The sequence below is a fragment of the Mesorhizobium sp. M0590 genome, assembly GCF_040320905.1.
In the GTDB taxonomy this organism is placed as follows: Bacteria; Pseudomonadota; Alphaproteobacteria; order Rhizobiales; family Rhizobiaceae; genus Mesorhizobium.
The window spans coordinates 42968-63388 of the sequence record NZ_JAMYQN010000019.1 but is presented as its reverse complement, the minus strand read 5'-3'; the positions used below and the strand labels follow the sequence as shown (position 1 = coordinate 63388).

Sequence of the window (20421 nt, the reverse complement as noted above, 5' to 3'; positions counted from 1 at the left end):
ATGAGGTAATTGTTATCGCCTGAGATCTGACCGCCTCATCCCAGCGGACAAAACGGGGGCATCAGAGCCCGGACGCCTTGGTGAGATTTACGCGGAAACGATCGCGCCGGCGCTGATAATTTCGCGTCATCTCCGCGGAGGCATGGCCGAGCTGTTTTTGCACATAGCGTTCGTCGACCTCGGCCGACGAGGCGAGGCCGGCGCGCAGTGAGTGGCCGGCGAATTTCTTGGCCCGTTCGCCCTCCGACAGATCGCCGCGCACGCCGGCGGCGAGCGCCGTGCGCTTGACCAGGCGTGCGACCTCCTGGTCGTTCAAGCGATCGGCACCGACGGCTCTGCCTTGACCAGCAACGCGCCGAAACAGCGGTCCGTGCGCAATGCGCGCCAGTCTTAGCCAGGTCTGCAGAGCGACCACAGGGCAGGTGGCGTCGGAGGAGCCGCGGCCGATTTCGACCTCGCGCCAGCCGGTTTTGCGGCGCAATGTGACAAGCAGACCCTTATCGGCAAAAATCTCGACCCAGCCGCGCCCGTCCTCGGTCTGATCCCTGCCGACGTCGAGGCCGACGATTTCGGATCGGCGAAGGCCGCCGGCGAAACCCAAAAGCAGCATGGCGCGGTCGCGCAGACCACGCAGCGTGCCGCGGTCGAGGGTCTCGAAGATGCGATCAGATCCTCGGGCAGGACCGCTTCCTTCTGCCGGGGAGGGGAGGCGTGGGTGTTTCGAACGCCAGCCATCACCGTGGCGATATGCCGGTCCTTGCGGTCCAGCGGCTGGCCGCGCTGGGCAAAATTCCAGGAGAGCGACGAAAGCCGGCGCTCGATGGTTGAAACGGTGTTGGGCTTTTTGTCGCCAGTGGCCGTACCTGACGCGCAGGCGGCGATATAGAGCCCGACGACCTCAGGATCGGGCGGGAACATCTCGATGCCTTGGCGCCGGCACCAGCTCGAAAAATGCTTCCAGTCGGCTGCGTAGGCGCGGCGCGTGTTGGCCGAACTCGCCGCCTCGATATAATCGCGCGCGCGGCCGGCGAGCGCCTCAAGCTGCGCAGGCAGGCTGGGATTGGCAATGGCTGGAAGGGGAGGGGACGAGGCTAGGTCGGCATCGCCCATCTGCATGACGATATCGATGATGTCGGGCAAAGCCGCGGCGCTTTGTGTGTGAAGCTTGTCCGAAATTCGTAGCATATTTCGGACATCTTGACCGTCACTTCGTCCGAAATCGGACCACAGATTTCGGACAAAGCCCCGGCATCAACCCGCCAATATCTCGATCTGCCGTCGCCGCTGCAAACGTCGCCTGTGAGAGGCGAGCCGCCTCTAAACTGGTCGTATAAATAATAAGAATGTAGTCAACTTCCATATTTTAGAGGGCACGCATGCTGCCACTCAACCGGCCTGATCACCACACAAAGTGAGGAAGAACCTGGTTAGGTGCAAAGCGACAATTGCCTCGACAGCGGGTCCCGGAAGGTTTATGCTGCCCAATCTTACCGCAATCCGAAATGGCGATTGAGTACCTTCACGAGTGAAGGGATTCCCGCGGTCTTAGAGATGAGTTGTCGAATGGCGCGAAGTCGCACAGAATCGCGAAGTCGCACAGAATCGTGTGTTTGATACCGATCAGGATCGCGAGCTATTTCAGGCGCAGAGAGGTCTTGCGCCCGATGCACGAGTTGCTCCCGGTCCAACGGAAGTGAATGGGGTGGAACTGCTTTGTCGACCAAATTGTTGACGGAACGTCCGGCGCCCATTGTTGCTACATGTCTGGATTCTTGGGGCGTTTTGGATGATGCAATCCACCATCTCACTCCAAAGGGCAGTGGAATCTGGAACAATGTCGCTTTTGTACGCAGGACATCCTTCGCGCCCGATTGGCATATTGTCTTTAACTCTGCTTCTATTTTTGGGCTCCCTGTTGATATCGAGGCGAGTCCAAACAGGACAATTTTTGCAATCGGCGAACCGCCGACGAAAGCTCATCGCGCATTTCATGAAGGGCAAGGGAAAAATACCATCGTCCTGACGTCTGACGCAGAGCTGGCTGCTCGGCAGAATGCAGAGCGCCGATTCGTTTTGTCTCCACCTATCACTCGGTCTTGGTCTGTAACAAAGACATATGACCAACTTCTGGTCAGCGAAGTCGTGGACAAGCCGCTTCGGCTCTCATGGATTACCAGTAACATCGCCCTGCTTAAAGGGCATCGATATCGGCTGGCGTTTCTGGAACGGCTGAGAGAGGAGCTCGATTTTGACCTGTTCGGCCGAGGTTTTCGGCTGATTGGAGATAAATGGGACGCACTCGCACCGTACCGTTACAGTATAGCTTTCGAGAATACTCGTGCTGATTACTATTTTACAGAGAAGCTTATGGACTGCTTCGTTGCTGAAACAATGCCGATCTATTACGGCAGCCCGGCAATCACGAGGTTCTTCCCTTCCGACTCAATGGTTCTGATTGACCCAGAGGACAAGAACGTAATCCAAAAAATTCAAGAAATCATCGACTCGGACCTCTGGAAGGAGCGTCGCGGCGCAATACAAGAGGCGAAGCGGTTGGTTCTTGAGAAATACAATACGTTTGCTTATCTCGCGGGCTTCATCGAAAGCGTTCACGATAAACCCTTACCGCCGGAAGTTATACACATCGGTTCGCCTGCGGTCGATTTTGGGACAGACGAATGAAGTACTCCAACGCTCGCTTCGCGTGCCCGGCGGTTGGTGGTCTGGCGAGATCGGTACGGAGCGCTCGGCGGAGAATGCCTACCTGCGCAGACGGGCCGGCACGGGCGCACGAGGTCATGCGCCCCCGGCTGCCGCTGATCAGACGAACTGGGGAAGGCCAGGAACGGAATTGAGGACCTCGTCCACGAGTTCGTCGCCGGCATGTTCCTTGGCGAAGGCGATCGTCTCGTTGGCGATGGCGGCGATCTTTAGAATGCTGAGACCCTCACTCATCAATTGCTGGCCGAGCCCCATGAGGCCGCCTCCGCCCTCTGGGTCGTTGCCATGATACTTCGCCACTAATTCCGAAGCTCCGGGAATGGCCGCGATCATGCGCGCAACGGGACCGTCGGCCGCGTGGCGTTGCAGGAAACCCAGCATTAACCCAACGGCCTTCTCTGCGAGAGCCGGGCCGATGCCGGCACCAGTGGCGATGCGCGATAAGAATTCTTCCATGGCAGGGTTCGTCTCTCTTTAATGAGGTTTACACGGGGCCGGTCCGGCGCCCAAAGCGCCCTTGGCCGAACCACAATTGAACTCCACAAAAATAGGCCGGCGGAAGTGCTATTGCAACTGCGCGTAAAACCGCCTCTGTCAACGCAAGCTGCGTCGGACGTGCGTATTTCGCAAAAACGGGACAGTCGTTCCGCTAAATCGCGGACAGCAGTTTCACTAATTCGCGGACAGCAGGATGGGGTCGGCGCTCGGTTGCCTGGTTGAAGTCATTTGCGATTGATTTCGCCGTTTTCGGCGCCGGTCAAGGGCGGCGGTGTTTTTTGCTTTCTCATGCTGTCGCCTTCGAGGGTGATGCGATGGGCGTTGTGGATGATCCGGTCGAGAATGGCGTCGGCTATTGTCGGCTCCGCGAATGCTTCATGATGCACCTTTCCTTGATCGCCTGGTCCGTTGCAGTCGGCGTTGAAGTTGATCGATCTGGTCGCTGGAAAGGTTTCCGCTTGGCCGCGGGCGTCACCATTTCTTTCCCACAAGATCCTTCAACGCGGCATTGTCGAGCATGGCGTCGGCCAGAAGCCGCTTCAGCCGCGTGTTCTCGTCCTCCAGAGCCTTCAGTCGCCGAGCCTCGGAGACATCCATCCCGCCGAAGCGGGCCTTCCAGTTGTAAATCGAGGCGTCGCTGACCCCGTGCTTGCGGCACAGATCGGCAACCGATACCCCGGCCTCATTCCTTCAAAATTCCGATGATCTGCTCTTCAGAGAAGCGGCTACGTTTCATGTCCTGGTCCTCTCGATGGGCCAGAACGAACTTCAAACCGGATTAGATAAGAGGGGCAAGGTCAAGGTCGATGACTCAACTGTTGTGTGGGGAGAGCTCTTACTTCTCATTCGCTCCAAATGCGGACGCGGCGCACGAGCTCGGAAGTTGAGATCCCGTAGCGATCGTGAAGCGTCGGCAGCGCGCCAGCGTCGAGGAACTCGTCGGGCAGGGCGATCTGGCGAAAGACTGGGGTCACTCTCTCGCGCATCAGCAGCGCGGCAACGCCTTCGCCAAGGCCACCAATGATGGTGTGGTTCTCCGCCGCCACCACCAGCCGTCCCGAACGGCGCGCGGCAGCGAGTATCGCCTCCGTATCCAGAGGTTTGATCGTCGGAACGTGCAGAACGGCGCAGCCGATCCTGTCGGCTTCAAGCGCCTTCGCGGCCTCCAGCGCGCGCATGGTCATCAGGCCGCTGGAAATGAACAATACGTCCGCGCCCTCGCGCAGCATTCGCGCCTTGCCGATTTCAAATGTATAGTCGTCTTCGTCGAGCACGACAGGAACCTTACCGCGCGAAAGCCGCATGTAGACCGGCCCGTTGTAGTCCGCGATCGCCTCCGTGGCTTGTTCGATGTCGAGCGCGTCGCAAGGGTCGATGATCGTCAGGTTCGGCATCCCGCGGAAAATCGCGATGTCCTCCGTCGCCTGGTGGCTGGGGCCGTAGCCGGTCGTCAGCCCCGGTAAGGCGCAGACGATCTTCACATTGAGTTTCTCCTCGGCGATCGCCATGCAGATGAAATCGTAGGCACGTCGCGATGCGAAGACGGCGTAGGTGGTGGCGAAGGGCGTAAAACCCTCCCGCGCCAAGCCGGCGGCGGCGCTCATCAGCACCTGCTCCGCCATGCCCATCTGATAGAAGCGGTCCGGATGCTCCTGTGCGAAGACATGGAGATCGGTGTATTTCGCGAGGTCCGCCGTCAGGCCAACTATCCCGGGCCGCTGGTGCGCCAGTCTGGCCAGTGTGTGCCCGAACGGCGCATTGCGTGTCGGTACGCCATCGGGCGCGATCGACGCGATCATCGCCGATGTGGTCTTGCGCTCACCGGCATTGGCGGCGTGGCGCGGCGCGAACTTTGACAACCTCAACGCGGACGTCCCTTTTCCAAAGCTTCGAGCGCTAACGTCCATTCGTGCGGTTCGACGCGGATGAAATGCGTGATGTCGCGGGTTTCCAGGAATGGCACACCCTTGGCCATGCGCGTATCGCAAACGATCACACGCGGACGAGGTTCCTTCAGGCCGCGCGCCATGTCGAAGGCCTTGCGGACCGCCTCGATGTCGTTGCCGTCGACGCGCTGCGCATGCCAGCCGAACGCCTCGAACTTGTCGGTCACCGGTTCGGAGGAGAGCATGGCCGTCGACGGACCATCGGCCTGCTGATTGTTGAAGTCGACAATGGCAATGAGATTGTCGAGCTTGTGGTGGGCGGCCGACATCGCGGCTTCCCAGGTCGAGCCCTCACCGAGCTCGCCGTCGGACAAAAGATTGTAGACGAAACTGTCGCTTCGCTTGCGCGTCAGCCCCATGCACATGCCAACGGCAATGCCAAGGCCGTGACCGAGCGAGCCGCCGGTGATCTCCATGCCGGGCGTGTATGGCGCCATGCCGGACATCGGCATACGGCTTTCATCGCTGCCATAGGTTTCGAGCTCTTCCTCCGGCAGCACGCCCGCTTCGATCAGAGCCGCGTAGAGCGCGATCGCATAGTGTCCGATCGACAGCAGGAAGCGGTCGCGTCCCTCCCACAACGTGTCCTCCGGCCGGTAACGAAGCGCATGGAAATAGGCGACGGCAAGCACGTCGGCGACACCCAGCGCCTGTCCAACATAACCTTGGCCCTGGACTTGACCCATCCGCACGGCGTGTCGGCGGATACGATAGGCTCGTTCGGCCAGGCTGACATTGCTGCCAGCGCGAGGCATCTCAAGCTCCGTTGTCCACTCAGCCATGGATTAGCATCCCACCGTTGACATCGATCACGGCGCCGGTGATGTAGCTGGCCAGATCGGAAGCCAGGAAGAGATAGGCGCCGGCTACGTCGCGCGCCTCGCCCAGCCGGCTGAGCGGGATTCCCTTGATGATGTCGGCGCGCATGGCGTTGGTCAGTTTGCCGCCGCTGATGTCGGTCTGGATCAGGCCCGGTGTGATGCAGTTGACGCGGATGCCTTCGGGACCGAATTCGCGCGCCATGGCCTTGGCAAGCCCCAGAACACCCGCCTTGGCAGCCGAATAGTGCGGGCCACCGAAGATGCCGCCGCCGCGCTGGGCCGAAACTGACGACATGCAGATGATCGAGCCGCCGCCATTTTCGCGCATGTTCGGGATGAATGCCTGGCTGAGATGGAGCACGCCGCGTAGGTTGACATCGAGGATGCGGTCCCAGTCAGCCGCGCTGATCTCCAGCGTCTTGACCGGCTGCGTGACGCCCGCATTGTTGCAGAGCACATCGATCCTGCCCAAGGTTTCTGTCACTTGCGCCGCCGCCCTCTTGCAGGCGTCGAGGTCCGCGACGTTGCACGCAAGGCCGATATGGTCGGGTCCAAGCGACGCAGCGGCGTCACGCGCTTGCCCGTCATCGAGGTCGAGTATTGCAACGCGAGCCCCGTGCTGTACCATCAGCGCTGCCGTGGAGCGGCCAATTCCCCGGGGGCCCGCGGCCCCCGAAATCACCACGGCCTTGCCCTTCAGCAACAAGTCGAACTCTCCTGCTATTTCTGTTTGCCGGCGATCTAAAGTCGGTAGAACCGGGCGGCGTTGTCATGGAACAGCGCGAGCCGCTCCTCGTGCGGGTGGGCGATCGTAATTTCCTTGAAGGCGTTCAAAATGGCGTCGAAGCTCGAGAACAGCTTGTCGACGGGGAAGTTCGTCGCGAACATCGAGCGGCCGACGCCGAAGGCTGCGATCGCCTCCTCGATGCTCGGCGCCGTCGACCTGCATGCCGGTGTGATTGAGAATGATCTGCACGTCGGGAAAGTCGCGCGCCAGTTCGAGGAACTCGCTCATCTGCGGATAGTAGAGCTGCGGGTCGAAGCTCAGCCCGCGCTTCGCCAGCTCCCGGAAGCCGCGCCGCCATTCGGGCGTACGACTGACCTCCGGCCGCGCCAGATAGGTCTTGGCGGGGTCGGGATGATAATTCATCGGCTGCCGCATGCCGCGGAAGTTCGGATATTCCATGTGGCGGTCGAGGAGGTCGCCGACGTCGGGTTGGGACAGGTCGGCATAGCCGACGATGCCATGCGGAAAGCCTCGCTTGTTGGCGATCTCCTGCAGCCAGCGCGTTTCCCCAACCGGATCGCCGGGATCGAGAAGCAGCACTTCGGCTCCGGTGGAAAGGGCACGAGCGATCCGGACGATCTGGCCTTCGTGGAGGGACAATTTGCGTGCCGGCATTATCGATGATCGCTTCGCCGATCGCTGGGTCGATCAGCTGGAGCGCTCCGAGCGCAGTTTCGCGCGTGCGGCGACGGCTGATCTGCGACCAGCCCGACCTCGCATGCACAATGCCGATGTTTTCCGCGACCGGACAGCTCGGGCAACAGCGCCAGCTCCTGATGCACCACCGCGATGATCGGGCTGTTGTGGTCGGCCTTCGACGAGGCGAAGCCAATCTCGCCGGCTTCGCGTGAGGTCAGCCCTGTGACGATGCGGATGAGAGTGCTTTTGCCGGCGCCGTTGCCGCCCAGGAGCGCGTGGATTTCGTCGGCCCGGACCTGAAAACTCACACCCCGCAGGACACGGGTTGCGTCATAACTCTTCTCGATATTCGCAGCTTCGATCAGGGGCTTCCTGGTCAATACCTGTCCAACTCCCGGCACGTTGCCGGCGCTACCCAAGCTTTGGGTTGAACTCGGCTCCATCCTGTATCTCCTTCCGGGACCACTGTGCGACCGATTGACATTCGGCTCAATTTTCGTTTCTTAACATTCTGTGTAGCTGAGCTTAACTGACGAGGACGAGGTCAGACATCAAGTTCAATTCGATGACGCATTTCGAGGCAGTCGCGCGGCTCGGCGGCGTGGCAAAGGCCGCTCAGGAATTGCAGGTGACACCTTCGGCGGTTAGCCAGCAGCTGCGGCTGCTCGAACACCAACTCGGGGTGCGGCTTTTTCAGCGCGAAAAGCGCCATCTCTCGCTCACGATCGACGGTGAGCGGCTCTTCCAGACCACGACCCAGGCTTTCGAATCCATACGCGAGGTGCGTAATGCCATTGTGCGGCAGCGCGAAAGCTTCCAGCTTAGCCTGCGCGTCAGTCCTTCCTTCGGCGAGAAATGGCTGGCGCCGCGGTTGGCCGAGTTCAGCAAGGGCTATCCGAGCTGGAATTTGCGCGTCGACGCCACGCCCAATTTCTCGGATTTCGAAACGGAGGTCATCGATCTTGATCTTCGTTATGGCGACGGCGGCTGGGCCGGCCTTTATTCGGATTGCGTCGTCAACGATCTGATCCTGCCGATGTGCTCGCCTTCCTATCTTGCCGAACTGCGCGCGATCTCACCGGATCCGCGCGAGCAGCTTCGCCATGCGCGGTTGATCGACAGTGTGAAGGCCTATTTCCGGTGGGATTATTGGCTGCCGTGCAACGGTATCCAGGGCGCCCGCATGACGTATCCCTATCGTTTCGACCGTTCGTCAATGTCGGTTCAACTGGCGAAGGACGGTGCAGGTGTGGTCCTGGAAAGCACATCCATCGCATTCGAGGACCTGGTGTCGGGTTCTCTGGTTCCGGTCTCGATAGAGTTCGAGGTCATCGAGTTTCCGGGATACTGGCTGGTCTGTCCTTCGCGGCATATGAACCGGCGCGCGGTTCGCCTGTTTTCGGACTGGGTGTCACGCGTGGGTAAGCGCGACACCGATCTGGCTCGCCGGTTTCTGGCGGATAAGCAACTGCGCATATCGTTCGAACGACGGCCTCATTTCGGGGCACGGGATGACAAAGCGGCGCCAATGGCGTGAACAGTTCGGCGTTCAAGACATGGCAAGACGAAGATTGACAGCACGTTGCGGTTGAGGAGCTGGCAAAACGCAGGCTGTGTGCAAGCGAATGGGTTGGCCCCGCTTTTCATTTTCCGCGTAGCCTGTGCCTGTGGCTGCCCGCGCCACAAGGCGTTGGTGCACAAATGTGGCATTAGGCACAATCAGCTCTTTGATGCCGCATGCTATGTCGGCCTTGCCGGGCAGCGAACGGACTCCGGGCGTGCGCACGGCGCAGCCGATGGCGACCTCGGTCTGCTGAGCCGAAAAGGAGCGGGCTCGCAGGCGACGTCCGATCAGCCCCTTGTAGCGATTTCGGTGATTAATGAGCTGGTCAACCCGTCCTGATCTCACGCCCGCACAGCAATTCTTGTTCCTGCGAGCGAACCCGATTTGTGCGGGCGACGGTGCGTTGAATACAAAAGGCTTGACCTGGGAATGTCATGTTCGTCCCACGCCGTTGAGTCGGGAATATCGCGTCCGTCTGAGCTATGAGCGAGGCGGATCAGCGAAAGCTGTCGTGCTGGAACCGGACATTCAGCTTCTTGGTGGCGAGAGAAAATTACCGCACGTCTACCGTGATCCACTCCGACTCTGCCTGTACCTGCCCAAAGCGCATGAGTGGGTGGGGTCGATGCGCCTGGACCAGACCTTTATTCCATGGATTGCGACATGGCTATTCTACTTTGAAGAATGGCTGGTTTCTGATGAATGGAAAGGCGGTGGCGAGCACCCCGATCCAGATTCGAGCGAGGTCATCCGCCGGGCCGTTCGCCGGGCCACGCGGTAGCAAGGGGAGAAGGCAAACAAGGCCTCACTTTTCGGTATCGGTGCGCGGTGGCAGGGTACCTGCGCGTGCGTGGCGATGAAGCGCAGCAGCCGGTTGACGGGCTCTCAACCTCATCGGGTCAGGGACGATAGTGGCACAAGGTGTCATCTGACCTTTAGCCATGTTCTGGGCGCCCTTCTCGTACAAGAGTGTTGTCAGATACCTCAAATGCGTTGAACGTGACGGTGTGATCTATGCGGACGGAGAGCCAGATGGGGCTGATAAACCTAAGTCACCGCGAGAAGCAGGCCATCGGCGCGATTAACAGCAGCGAGCTTCATGACTTGGTTAATCAGGCCATCAGTTCAGAGCACCTCGGAAAACTCAGCAGCCTACCACTCTACGACTGCGGAGAGTACGTGGCCACCAAGCTTCGGTACTTCGATCGAGCGCTTGCGGCGTATAGGATCGCGAAGTCGGCCAAGAAGCGCGAAGAGACGCTATATTCCGCTCACAAGGCCGGCAGTGATCTGACTTTTGCGTTCGCCCAGATAAAGCAACGCATGGAGGTCGAGGAACGCGAGAGCCAGCTATTTTTTGTCTACGATCCGACGATGCCTCCATTTGGTCTGACCCAGAACATGCAGGTTCGCGTCAGCTACCGGTGGCGCCGGGCGACCGGGGATGAATGGACTTCCGGGTCCATTGTCTTCAAGCACAAGGTCCGGCCCCGTTTGGACTGTCTTGCACTCGCTCAGCCGAAGCCTAAGCGAAAGCCGAGCGCCAGGAAGCTTGCGGAGAACCGTGAGAGTGACCTGCATTACGAACGGGAGCACTTTGAGCGGTTGGCTCATTGGTCAGTGCGCGACTATTTCCGGGCGGGCCGTGACGGAGCGGGCATTCCAGGTCAGTTTGAGGTTTAGGCTCGGTGACGATGACCGGCTGAACAATTTCAGCGCTGATTTCTGGGGGCGCAACGTGAGCTCCTGAGGACTAGTCGCCCGCTATCGCGTTCTGCTGAAAATTGACGGGGACGATCCGGTTGTTTGCAAGAAAGAACTCACCGAGTCCATCGCGGTCGCCATGGGTTGGAATGCGATGAACCGCCCGCGATCGCGACCTTATGTGCAGCGGTGTTTGGCGCTTTTGGCGGTGCGGAGCTCGCGGGTTTCGGAAGTTTCTGGTCGTCGGGCCGGGTCGCGTGCCACTCCTCGAGCAGGCTCTTCTTGTGGTCCTTCACGGCACGAAGGGCAGCAGCCTCGCCGCGAAGGCTGCGCTTGCCGGCCACGACGCGAGGTTCTTCCTCGATTGAGATATTGATGTCGCCATCCTGTAGTTGGACCTTCACGTGGGGACAGCCGGCGTGCTGCGACTCGTTCGGGTAGAGCACCATCTTAAAGCCGGTGTTCGCCTTGACCGTCACTTCGTCGAGACGGACCGGCCCTTCGGGCAGCGTGATCAGCCCGTCCTCAAAGCTCTCCATGAGCGCGGCGTGAAGCGGCTTTGAAATCTCTAAGGTTTCTTGCTCGGGCAGGACCCCTTGAGAGGCGAGCTGACGAGCCAGAGCCGCCTCGACTTCCTGCGCATCTTCACCAGCGTCGATGAGTTGCCTCGCTGCTATCGGGTAGGCGCCCGTCAGGGCCTCTTCGAGCGCCATGCCTTGGTTAATCATGGGCGCGGCGATTTTTCCCACACGCTCGCCGAGCGCAAGCTCCACGCGGGAAAACTTCGGCAATTCGTCGGTCATCAGATCAACACTCCATATCTGAACTGTGCCTGCAATTGACTCTTCCGTCACGGGAACAAAGATAGAACATATCGAAAAACGGAGCCGAGCGCGACGGGCATGGCCATGTCCTCGAACAGTCGTGAATTGCGCGAACTTCGGGGGCGCATCGCACGCCTGGAAAGCGGCTCTGCACGCCGGCGCGAGATCCTACTCTTCGGCGTCCCCGAAATCGCTCGCGTGCTGCTGGGAGGAGGGCTTGCGCTGGGGGCGCTGCATGAGGTCGCCAGCGGCGCTAACGGGGCCATCGACGGAGCGGCCGCCACCTTGTGGGCGGCCGGTGTCGCCGCCCGAAAGCGCGGCCGGATCCTCTGATGCATCACCTGTCGCAGCACCCCGGTGGATTCGTCCTGACCCACGACCACCTCGATGAGCTGGTGCCGATCGAGCCGGTGCTCATGGCCGATCGGCAGGTCATCGAATGGGAGAAGGACGATATCGACATTCTCAAATTCATGAAGGTGGATGTTTTGGCGCTAGGCATGCTCACCTGCATGATGCGCAGCTTCGATCTCCTGGCCGAGGGGGCCTCACGCTCCACCTCGCCACCCGGCCGAGGATCCCGCGACCTACGCCATGATCCGCAAGGCGGACACGATTGGGGTCTTTCAGATCGAGAGCCGCGCGCAGATCTCGATGCTGCCGAGGATCAAGCCACGCGATATCGTAGATCCCAGGCTGAAGGTGGAGCCAATCAAAGTCAAAACCCGCGACTTCAGGTAGCATTTTGGCTGACTAAAACGTATAATCGACAAATTTCGGTTGAAAATACGAATACGGCACCCCATATTGCGCGAATGCTGTACCGCCTCGAAATCGAGAACTTCTATTCCATCCGCGATCAACAGGTCCTCGACCTGAGGATCGGCAAGAACGTGCCGGATCTGCCGGAAAGATTTGGTTCGATCTTCCCGCGCTCGGAAGAGCGTGTCGCCAAGGCGGTTGCGCTGTTCGGGCCCAATGGCTCGGGCAAGTCGACCGTGCTGCGTGCCTTGGCCTTCGTGAGCTGGTTCATCGGCGAGAGCTTCCAGCACAAGGGTCCCGGTCTTCCCTTCGAGCGCTTCAACGACGCGGAATCCGCCAATCGTCCGATCCGGCTCGCGATCGAGCTGGGCGGTCTGCTCGACCTGAGTGGCGCCGAACGCAGCGCGGAGGAGATCGCCGTCGCCGACGATGTCGGAACCTTCCGCTACGAATTGCACTTGCAACCCACAGATGGCGTGATCAAGACCGTCACCCACGAAGCTTTGCGCATGAAGAACAACGGCCAGGGCAAGTGGCAGCGCGTCTTCGAGCGGGATGCCGACCGTAAGGTCCAGGGATCGAGGATCTTTCCGCTCAGCGGCTTCTCGCAGGTGGTCGACAAGGTAAGGGAGGATGCCAGCGTCATCGCGACCTTGGCACTCTTCGAACACCAGGCCTCCAAGGTCATCCTCGAGGCCGCCGCCGCCGTCTATCGCAACATCCTGATCGACCGCACCGATCTTGGCGACCAGGCCGTGATCACCTACCTCGCGCAGAACCCGCCGGTCGTGGCGGCGCTCAACCGGGAGCTGCAGCGCATCGACCTCGGTGTCGAGGAGATGCAGATCGTGCAGGCAGCAACCGGACCGGTCGCACTGTTTCGGCATCAGGGTCTGCATGTGGATATGCCCTGGGGCCTCGAGAGCCACGGGACGCGTTCCTTCATCCGCATCTTCCCCCTGATCCTGCTCGCCCTGCAGCAGGGAGGGGTGGCGCTTGTCGACGAACTGGATCAGTCGATCCACCCGCTGATCCTGCCGGAGATCGTCCGCTGGTTTTATGACCCGGAACGCAACCCCTATGACGCGCAGCTATGGATGACGTGCCACTCGGCGTCCCTGCTCGACGATCTCGCCAAGGAAGAGGTGGTCTTTTGCGAGAAGGACAGCCGGGGCCGGTCACAGGTGTATAGCCTGATGGACGTTGGCGCCGTTCGCCGCACCGACAATCTCTACAAGAAGTATCTCGGCGGCGTGTACGGCGCAGTCCCCCAGGTTGGATGAGGATGCGCCGTCCGACCATAAGACCGAAAACGCCGATCTTTCTGGGCTGCGAGGGGGAATCCGAACAGGCCTATGGGCAGTTGCTCAACGATCTGCTGCAGGCCGCCGGCCGTCCGGTTCACCTCGAAGTCGTGAACCTCAGCCCGGGCGCGGGTGACCCCACCTCCCGCTTGCGCCGCGCCGCACAAGAGATCGAGCGGAGACGCCGGCGCCGCTCGGAATTCGCGCGTCGGGCAGTGCTCCTCGACATCGATCAGGTGCAGAACGATAACCAACGTCGGCAACAGGCCGAGCAGCTCGCCAACCAGCTGGACATCCGTCTCATCTGGCAGGACCCCTGCCACGAGGCGCTGCTGCTGCGTCACCTCAACGGCTTCGCCCAGCATCGGCCGCCGACCACGCAAGCATCGGGAGTCGCCCTGCGTGGTGCCTGGCCTCAGTACGACAAACCCATGACCAAGATCCTGCTGGCGCGCCGCATCGGCCTTACCGATGTGCGCCGGGCCGCTGCAGTCGAGCCCGTGCTCGCCGCCTTCCTCCACGATGTCGGGCTTCTGCCCTGACGCCTCACCTTGAAAGCACGCCGATGTACAACCTCTTCGTATCCGGATGGGAAGATCAGTAGAAAGGCGATCCCTGCGTGCTCGACGCCAGCCGCTGCGTTCGCCACCATGAATACACCGACGAGCAGATAGCCCAGCAGTTCGGCGCCCTGGACGAGGAAGCGCTGAAGGAACTGACTCGTCTGCCTTCCATCTTCGCTTACGAAGCCGGCTGCAAGCTCGACCCCAAATTCGGCATCATCCGCGAGGTCACCGTACGCCGCGGCCAAGTGCGGATCGAATACGAGATCATCCCTGTAGATCCGTTCCTGGTGGCGGCCGATTTCGATGCCCTCAGCTTCGAGCTCGATATCGGCAACTGGGAAATGAACCGCACGCATTGGGCGGTCAAGAATGTCAACCTGCCCAAGGAACTCCATGCCGCACGCGGCATCGTGCTGCCGTCATGGACCCAGCAGGCCGGGAGGGCCGTCGACATCACGCGGCACACTTTCGATGTCGGCCTCTCTTTCCCTGGTGAGGCGCGCGGACTGGTCGAGCAGGTCGCCCGCGAGCTTGAAGCACGCGTCGGCCCCAATGCCTATTTCTACGACAACAACTACGTGTCCCAGCTTGCGCGACCCTCGTTGGACACCCTCCTGCAGGACATCTACCGAAATCGGTCCAAGCTGATCGTTGTCTTCCTCGGCGAGGACTATCAGCGCAAGGATTTGGTGTGACGTCGAATTCCGTGCCATCCGCGAAATCATCATGGGGCGCGAAGATCAGCGCGTCATGTTCGTGCGCGTGGACGATGGCGCCGTCGATGGAGTGTTCCGCACCGATGGCTATGTCGATGCGCGCCGTTTCGTACCGGCTCAGATTGCCCAATTCATCGCTGAGCGCGCCGCGCTCATTGCCTAGCCGTCAGCGAGCGCATTCGGCGGCAGTGCCACGCAGCGGCGGTCGACCATGACGTGGCGGCGCTTGGGCGCGCCGGGATCGGTCAGACGTGGCGTCACCGAGACAATGGCCACCTTCCAATCAGGCAGCCCCGGTTGCGGCGCTTCCATGACGCCCGACAATACAGTGAGGCCGCGGCGCTCGAGTTCGGCCACGCATTTCAGAATGTCGTTGTAGAGACCGCGCCGCCCACGCTCGGACGGCGTGGGGTCTTCCACAATGTCGGAGAGGATGAACGACGCCAGATCGAGCCACTCGCCGAGATTGTATCATCACATCAGGTCGGTAGATGAGATAGGCTTGGCACTTGGCAGCCTCGCGGATCCGTCCGTTCTTGAGCTGCCATTCGAGAATGGCGACACCGATTCAATCCGATCTTGTCTAACCCAAACGAAGGCGGAGACCATTTACGACTTACATCGACCCGCTCACGCCGCATCCTCGGGACGACGTTCGTGAACATCGGTCCGAAGGCTCGATATCAACCTTGAACGTCCCAGACTGTGGACCCTCCCGTCAGCCCATTTGCTATGCGGGAGTTTCACAGTTTGGTCCTGCGGTGCAGGAACGTCGGGCTTGGAAATGCGGACAAAAACGTCGGCGCGAAGTAGACTGATGCTTCCGCCCGCTTCAACTGCCAGGTCCCTTCTTCCGCCTCGCCTTTGCCGCACCGATGGCTAGGCTGCTTCTGAGAGCGAATCATCGCTCGATCATGGAATGGGCCTGAGGAAGCCAACACAATGAACGACGCGGCGTCTCAGATCGCGGCCTCGCTTGCCATCGACCTTGACGCGGGAACGCCGGGCCGGCGCGCGATCGCCGGCTTTCTCGTGCAGATCTTGCGGAGCGTTCACCTCGGCCTCGAGATGAGCATCGCGCTTTCGCCTGTGGACGGCAGCGCCCAGATGATTTTGCATCTCGAACCCTCCGAGGGCGGGGACCACAGGCTTCTTCGCGGACCACGCGACATCGTCGAACAGGTGAAGATGCGCACCGGCCGGGGTAGATGGTCCAGCAGTGAGGTCGCCTCAAAGGTGTTTCCCGACTTGCTGCGTGCGGTTCATATCGCTGCCGACCAGACATTTCGCTTCGTCACCAACAACGGGGCCGGCCTTGCTACGCTTCAGGGCTACATCGCGTCGCGCGGGCGGGCTACTGGCAAACCACATCGATGGGGCTCTGAACGCCTGACGACGGCAGAGTTTGAGCGACGCCTCGCGAAATTTGCTGGCCTAGACCAGGTTACCGCCGAGTTGCGCCATCTGCTCGATCGGCTTGAAATCCACGTATTCAATCCAGCGGCGGCCCAAGACGAGATCGACAAGGTGCTTACCCCGCTCATCGAGCCCGGCGAACACGTGAGTGACAAGCGCCATCAGTTGATTGGCCAATTGATGATGCTCGCAACGAATGGGGCAAAGCTGTCGTCCGCAGACCTGCTCGCCCTGGTTAGTCCGCGAGCGCACCGCCTGCTTGCACATATCCAGTCCTTGCCGACGCTGCTCGGCAATCATCTGCAAGAGGACGCCCGCCTCATCGGCTACGCCGTTGAACTACAGGTGCGTCGAGCTCTGCCCGATGTCGTGGCCGATCTCGCCGTCCTCTCGGGCGAGTCCGGACAGGGTAAGACTTGGTCACTCGCACAACTCGCCTTCGAGCAGATCGATCGCGGCGAGCTCGCTATCCTCATGCGCGCGCCCGCGACAATCGAGGAGGTTCTCGACTTCATCGCGGAGCGGATCTGGCAACCGGCGCATCCGGATCTCGCGCCGATCGCGGTCATGGCCAAAAGCCTGCGCGAGGCGCTCCGTCGCGCCGACGGGACGTGGCTCACCCTCTATGTCGATGACGTGCAGGATCGGACCTTCGCGGAGCGGCTCGCGCGAGCCAGGTGGCACGAACATGGTGTGCGCATCGTCATCTCGGCCCAGCCGCGCATTACCGAGGCGATCCGCTCGGTTCGCCAAGATTTGCAGATCATTGAGATCGGCAATTTCCGGAGTGCCGAACTGCGCCGCTTCCTAACCGTACATGGGCATGCCACGGCGCTGGAGACCACGCCCGACGATGTTTTCGAACTGCTTCTGAAGCCGGTGCACGCTAGCATTATTGTTCAGTTACCCAAACGCGATGCTTGGGCGGGCGTATCAGAGTATCAGCTGTTCAACGCCTATTGGGACTACGCGAGCCTGGATGCCCGCGAGCAATTCGACCATCCCAGCGACCGACACTGCCTGAGGTCGCTGGCCGGCCAACTCCTGACAGGGCAAAGCCACTATCCTTGGCGTATCGGCGAGATGCGGGCCGCGGGGCTCGACGATCCCGCAATCCTGCGCCTTGAGCAGGTCGGGCTTTTACGGCGCGTGGTAGCCGACCGCATCGCTTTCGCCGCGGACCGAATGCTCAACTGGGCGGTCGCGGAATCTTTGGTCGAAGCAATACTGGAGGATGGATTGTCTCCGACGGAAGCCGAGGCCCGTTTTGCCTCGATCGACGTTCTGCGAACCAAGAGTGGCGAAGCGATCGGCACGCGTCTTGGCTATGTCTACTTCGACGCATTGTGGCTGCTCGCTGGCCAGAGCGAGCCCGAGTTCGTTGCCATGCTCATCCGTAAGCATATCGCGCGGATGCACCCGGAAGACCATGCCGAGGATCAGTGGACAAACGGCTTCGGCAGCCTGGGCCCGCGCATCCTTCCCGCCCTGGAATATCTCGCCGCCCACGAGCTCGGTGAAGAGGGTGATACGGAAATCCTGAGGAATCTTCCATTCGCCCTCGCCAGCATCGCAGTCGCGGATGCCCAGCCCGTCGAGGACCTGATCGAGCGCCAGATCACGTCGGGCGTCGAGCGCATCGTCGACATTGGAGTGTGGGCGGCCCGCATGGTGCCGGCTCCGAGAGCGCTTGACTCGATCTGGGGCGAGCACCTTGCGCGCACGGCCGCCTACGACGAGGCCGCAACCACATCGGATGTCGAGGTACGGTCGCTCGCGATTATCCGGCGGGAGTTGAGTTCCGATGCGCTGCGCATCGCCGTTGCCGCAGCCCCGGAGTGGCTCGACAAGAAGCTGGCCGCCGAAACGGACGTGACGGCGATCGACCAGCTGTTGTGGCGGCTCAAGGATGAGAAATCGGTTGACGGAGATACGGCGTCAGCGATTTGGAACAGGCATCGCGAGCGGTTGGTGGCCCTAATGAGGTCCTCGAGCGCAGCGCTCGTAGAGGCAATAGGCGATTTCCGCGAAACGTCCTTGAGTACGGTACTTGACGCAGCCGGGACCGGTGCGCAGGAGTGGATGCCAGAGCGCATCTTGCGAAGCCGCGCACGGCTAGCGCCAAGCGATGCCATGCGGCAGCTGGCGGAGGGCAGCGACCTCTACGGCTGGAAAGCCTCCAATTGGTGGTTCGACTTACTGGCAGCGGCCGATCCAAAGGGCCTCGCTGACGCGATCCGCATGCGTGCGAGCGGGAGCGACGATCCACCGACCGAGCTCATCTTCTATTACCGCAACAGACCCGAGGCGATGAATGCCGAAACGCTCGACGAAGTTCTCGACGCTTTCACCGAAAGGCTCCGTGTCTTCAACGGGACCGGAAATCCCAACCGAGAGGAGGGGCGACTGCATCACCCCTTGGACTTCCTTCCTCGCCTCTGTGAACCTTGGCAATTCGACAGACTGAGAAGTCGTGCCGGCACGGCGCTCGAGGCCGAATTGCTGACGTTCGCTGCACGGCGTCGCGGCCGCATCGATATGACGCGCGATGTGACCGGCGGCCATTGCGAACGCATTCTGGCGATGATCGCTGGGCCGGGGTTCGATGACTTGGTGGTGGCCGAGCTCGCAAGACCCAATACCTTTGGTCGCCAGGATGGCTTTATCGCCGCCCGCTGGTCTGAGGCACACGCCGTCACGAGGTCGCTGTCGGCAGCCCTGGTGGACCCCGACGCCCAGTCCGTTGGCCAGGTCCTGTACATGGAAGCGCTCGCCGTACACGGTTGCGACGCGCACATCGAAAGCATGGTTCGAACCGGCTCCCCCATCTATTTGAATGCTGCGGAGATGCGCTCGTCGAACGGCCGGGACACCTCGGCGCTCCGCCTCCGCATCACGAACCTTCTCGCAGCTGGCGACGCACAATCTCTCGACACTGCCGCAGCTCTGACTGGCTTCCTACGAGCCGCGGAGGATGCGTCCCGCCTAGTCGCAACCTTCCTGGAACCAGGGACCTCCCGCCAAATCAGAATCAGGATACTGGCGTCGTTTCGGGCGCTGGGCTTCTACACGCCCAGAGTGCTTCCGCTGGCGCGCGAGATGATTGCCGGGCAGATCCACCAGGAGGCACACCTCGTCGCTACCTACCTCGGCGAACACGGAGACGAAGATGCCCGGCGCGCCGTTATTGACTGGCTCTCGGAGCAGGACATAGGGAGTTCATCATGGTCGGGCCAAGGTTACCTGCGCCCGCTCATCGACCACCCCGAGGGCAGGGCTGCGGTCGTCAGCTTCTTGCGGCGCTCGCGGACCAACGGGCACCTGATCGTTGACGGAGGGCTTATGCGACTGCTGGCCGAGGCGGGCGACAGCCGGGCTCGAGACGAGCTGCTGCGCGCGGCTTACCGCCACTCGGGGTTTGACCGCGGGAACGCGATCGCGGCCATTCGCTATTTGCGGAATGAGGATCCGGACGAAGCCTATTTCGCCGCGCAGCGCTTGCTCACTCGCCACGAGGTACCAGCTTCGGCCGACCTGATGCTTGAGATCGACCCAGATCGCGCCGGCTCGGAACTCCTACTCCGCTACCGAGACGCAAAGCCTTCCCTTCGATTGGAACTCGAGCGGCGTCTTCGGCTGCATCTGGGGGGCGATAGGCTGGCAGCGCTACTCGCCCCGCTGGCGAACTCGCAGCGCTCAAAGGACCGAGTCTTGGCGGCTCAGGTAGCCACCGTCATCCCTTCGGCTGTGATGGTACCTTGGCTTGATCAACTCGCAGCCGAAACTCTGCCGGCCGTAAGCGATGCCGCCCGCGTGGCGCTCCGTCAACGTCACCTTGAAACGGCCGCGTTATTGCATCGCGATCGGCTGCTCGATTCGCCGAAACCTATCCAATGGGCTCGCTTGGTAAAAATCATGGAAATCGTCGATCCTTATTATCTCTGGGCGCGCAACGATCCGGTCAGCCTCAAGGGCGTCTTTGAGACGCTCCCCTATGAGTTTGTCGTCGAGGCCCGCCAGCTCCGTACGCGACTTCTCAAGGACCGAGAGAACGCGGCCAGATCGGACAAGGATCGTTGACGCGCCGCGAGCACAGTTGTGTGCAGCTCGGCTAAGATGGGTTCGATGTCTGGACCCAGATGGAATAAATAGA

Annotated in this window: 15 protein-coding genes and 6 pseudogenes; 10 read left to right on the top strand and 11 right to left on the bottom strand. The window is 61.0% G+C overall.

Annotated elements, in window-relative coordinates:
* Positions 1-61 precede the first annotated feature (61 nt).
* Positions 62-1185: pseudogene (locus NKI52_RS25885) on the bottom strand (site-specific integrase).
* 528 nt (positions 1186-1713) lie between these two features.
* Between NKI52_RS25885 and NKI52_RS25880 the strand changes: the two are divergent.
* Positions 1714-2682, top strand: coding sequence for a glycosyltransferase family 10 domain-containing protein (locus tag NKI52_RS25880; RefSeq protein WP_352453731.1), 969 nt, complete (start codon positions 1714-1716; stop codon positions 2680-2682).
* A gap of 138 nt (positions 2683-2820) precedes the next feature.
* Here NKI52_RS25880 and NKI52_RS25875 read toward each other — a convergent pair whose 3' ends face one another.
* The 8 genes and pseudogenes from NKI52_RS25875 to NKI52_RS25840 form a co-directional block, all read right to left on the bottom strand.
* On the bottom strand, positions 2821-3177 hold the full coding sequence (locus tag NKI52_RS25875; RefSeq protein WP_352453730.1) for a hypothetical protein: 357 nt from the start codon (positions 3175-3177) through the stop codon (positions 2821-2823).
* A gap of 266 nt (positions 3178-3443) precedes the next feature.
* A pseudogene (locus tag NKI52_RS25870) lies at positions 3444-3599 on the bottom strand (ATP-binding protein); the annotation flags it as partial.
* Between the two features lie 71 nt (positions 3600-3670).
* Positions 3671-3955 (bottom strand): annotated as a pseudogene (locus NKI52_RS25865) (transposase); the annotation flags it as partial.
* Between the two features lie 106 nt (positions 3956-4061).
* The gene (locus tag NKI52_RS25860) at positions 4062-5084 is read right to left on the bottom strand and encodes a transketolase family protein (RefSeq protein ID WP_502895560.1); all 1023 of its coding nucleotides are present in this window, start codon (positions 5082-5084) and stop codon (positions 4062-4064) included.
* A complete protein-coding gene (locus NKI52_RS25855) occupies positions 5081-5920 on the bottom strand; it encodes a transketolase (RefSeq protein ID WP_352453734.1) in 840 nt (279 codons plus the stop codon). The genes NKI52_RS25860 and NKI52_RS25855 overlap by 4 nt, the downstream gene beginning before the upstream one ends.
* Before the next feature lie 19 nt (positions 5921-5939).
* On the bottom strand, positions 5940-6692 hold the full coding sequence (locus NKI52_RS25850; protein WP_352700234.1) for an SDR family NAD(P)-dependent oxidoreductase: 753 nt from the start codon (positions 6690-6692) through the stop codon (positions 5940-5942).
* 35 nt (positions 6693-6727) lie between these two features.
* Positions 6728-7388 (bottom strand): annotated as a pseudogene (locus NKI52_RS25845) (amidohydrolase family protein).
* Complete coding sequence (locus tag NKI52_RS25840; protein ID WP_352457358.1) at positions 7388-7855, bottom strand: ATP-binding cassette domain-containing protein; 468 nt, start codon at positions 7853-7855, stop codon at positions 7388-7390. Before NKI52_RS25840 ends, NKI52_RS25845 begins: the two are co-directional and overlap by 1 nt.
* 122 nt (positions 7856-7977) lie before the next feature.
* Between NKI52_RS25840 and NKI52_RS25835 the strand changes: the two genes are divergently transcribed.
* The 3 genes from NKI52_RS25835 (at position 7978) to NKI52_RS25825 (ending at position 10659) form a co-directional block, all read left to right on the top strand.
* On the top strand, positions 7978-8949 hold the full coding sequence (locus tag NKI52_RS25835; RefSeq protein ID WP_352457357.1) for a LysR substrate-binding domain-containing protein: 972 nt from the start codon (positions 7978-7980) through the stop codon (positions 8947-8949).
* A gap of 343 nt (positions 8950-9292) precedes the next feature.
* The gene (locus NKI52_RS25830) at positions 9293-9757 is read left to right on the top strand and encodes a type II CBASS E2 protein (protein WP_352682110.1); all 465 of its coding nucleotides are present in this window, start codon (positions 9293-9295) and stop codon (positions 9755-9757) included.
* A gap of 251 nt (positions 9758-10008) precedes the next feature.
* A complete protein-coding gene (locus tag NKI52_RS25825; protein WP_352700233.1) occupies positions 10009-10659 on the top strand; it encodes a hypothetical protein in 651 nt (216 codons plus the stop codon).
* A gap of 137 nt (positions 10660-10796) precedes the next feature.
* Here the strand turns inward: NKI52_RS25825 and NKI52_RS25820 are convergent, their stop codons facing one another.
* Positions 10797-11483: a DUF4160 domain-containing protein gene (locus tag NKI52_RS25820; RefSeq protein ID WP_352700232.1), complete on the bottom strand. Its 687-nt coding sequence runs from the start codon at positions 11481-11483 to the stop codon at positions 10797-10799.
* A gap of 99 nt (positions 11484-11582) precedes the next feature.
* On the opposite strand from NKI52_RS25820, the gene NKI52_RS25815 reads away from it, so the two are divergent.
* The 5 genes and pseudogenes from NKI52_RS25815 (at position 11583) to NKI52_RS25795 (ending at position 15015) form a co-directional block, all read left to right on the top strand.
* Positions 11583-11837 carry a hypothetical protein gene (locus NKI52_RS25815; protein ID WP_352682116.1) on the top strand — a complete coding sequence of 85 codons (255 nt, stop codon included), beginning with the start codon at positions 11583-11585 and terminating at the stop codon, positions 11835-11837.
* A gap of 5 nt (positions 11838-11842) precedes the next feature.
* Positions 11843-12221, top strand: a pseudogene (dnaE2, locus tag NKI52_RS25810) (error-prone DNA polymerase); the annotation flags it as partial.
* A 98-nt stretch (positions 12222-12319) separates the two neighbouring features.
* Positions 12320-13549: an AAA family ATPase gene (locus NKI52_RS25805; RefSeq protein ID WP_352700231.1), complete on the top strand. Its 1230-nt coding sequence runs from the start codon at positions 12320-12322 to the stop codon at positions 13547-13549.
* A 2-nt stretch (positions 13550-13551) separates the two neighbouring features.
* The gene (locus NKI52_RS25800) at positions 13552-14112 is read left to right on the top strand and encodes an RloB domain-containing protein (protein WP_352682119.1); all 561 of its coding nucleotides are present in this window, start codon (positions 13552-13554) and stop codon (positions 14110-14112) included.
* A 77-nt stretch (positions 14113-14189) separates the two neighbouring features.
* Positions 14190-15015: pseudogene (locus NKI52_RS25795) on the top strand (toll/interleukin-1 receptor domain-containing protein).
* Here NKI52_RS25795 and NKI52_RS25790 read toward each other — a convergent pair.
* Positions 15012-15272 carry a hypothetical protein gene (locus tag NKI52_RS25790; protein WP_352682123.1) on the bottom strand — a complete coding sequence of 87 codons (261 nt, stop codon included), beginning with the start codon at positions 15270-15272 and terminating at the stop codon, positions 15012-15014. The pseudogene NKI52_RS25795 and the gene NKI52_RS25790 overlap by 4 nt on opposite strands.
* A gap of 522 nt (positions 15273-15794) precedes the next feature.
* Here NKI52_RS25790 and NKI52_RS25785 point away from each other — a divergent pair.
* Positions 15795-20348, top strand: coding sequence for an ATP-binding protein (locus tag NKI52_RS25785; protein ID WP_352700230.1), 4554 nt, complete (start codon positions 15795-15797; stop codon positions 20346-20348).
* The last annotated feature ends 73 nt before the right edge of the window (positions 20349-20421 follow it).

Coding starts and splice junctions, on each gene's coding strand:
- NKI52_RS25830 (WP_352682110.1), top strand. CDS start 9,293: ATGAGCTGGTCAACCCGTCCTGATCTCACGCCCGCACAGCAATTCTTG.
- NKI52_RS25820 (WP_352700232.1), bottom strand. CDS start 11,483: ATGACCGACGAATTGCCGAAGTTTTCCCGCGTGGAGCTTGCGCTCGGC.
- NKI52_RS25855 (WP_352453734.1), bottom strand. CDS start 5,920: ATGCCTCGCGCTGGCAGCAATGTCAGCCTGGCCGAACGAGCCTATCGT.
- NKI52_RS25825 (WP_352700233.1), top strand. CDS start 10,009: ATGGGGCTGATAAACCTAAGTCACCGCGAGAAGCAGGCCATCGGCGCG.
- NKI52_RS25805 (WP_352700231.1), top strand. CDS start 12,320: ATGCTGTACCGCCTCGAAATCGAGAACTTCTATTCCATCCGCGATCAA.
- NKI52_RS25840 (WP_352457358.1), bottom strand. CDS start 7,855: ATGGAGCCGAGTTCAACCCAAAGCTTGGGTAGCGCCGGCAACGTGCCG.
- NKI52_RS25815 (WP_352682116.1), top strand. CDS start 11,583: ATGGCCATGTCCTCGAACAGTCGTGAATTGCGCGAACTTCGGGGGCGC.
- NKI52_RS25800 (WP_352682119.1), top strand. CDS start 13,552: ATGCGCCGTCCGACCATAAGACCGAAAACGCCGATCTTTCTGGGCTGC.
- NKI52_RS25835 (WP_352457357.1), top strand. CDS start 7,978: ATGACGCATTTCGAGGCAGTCGCGCGGCTCGGCGGCGTGGCAAAGGCC.
- NKI52_RS25875 (WP_352453730.1), bottom strand. CDS start 3,177: ATGGAAGAATTCTTATCGCGCATCGCCACTGGTGCCGGCATCGGCCCG.
- NKI52_RS25785 (WP_352700230.1), top strand. CDS start 15,795: ATGAACGACGCGGCGTCTCAGATCGCGGCCTCGCTTGCCATCGACCTT.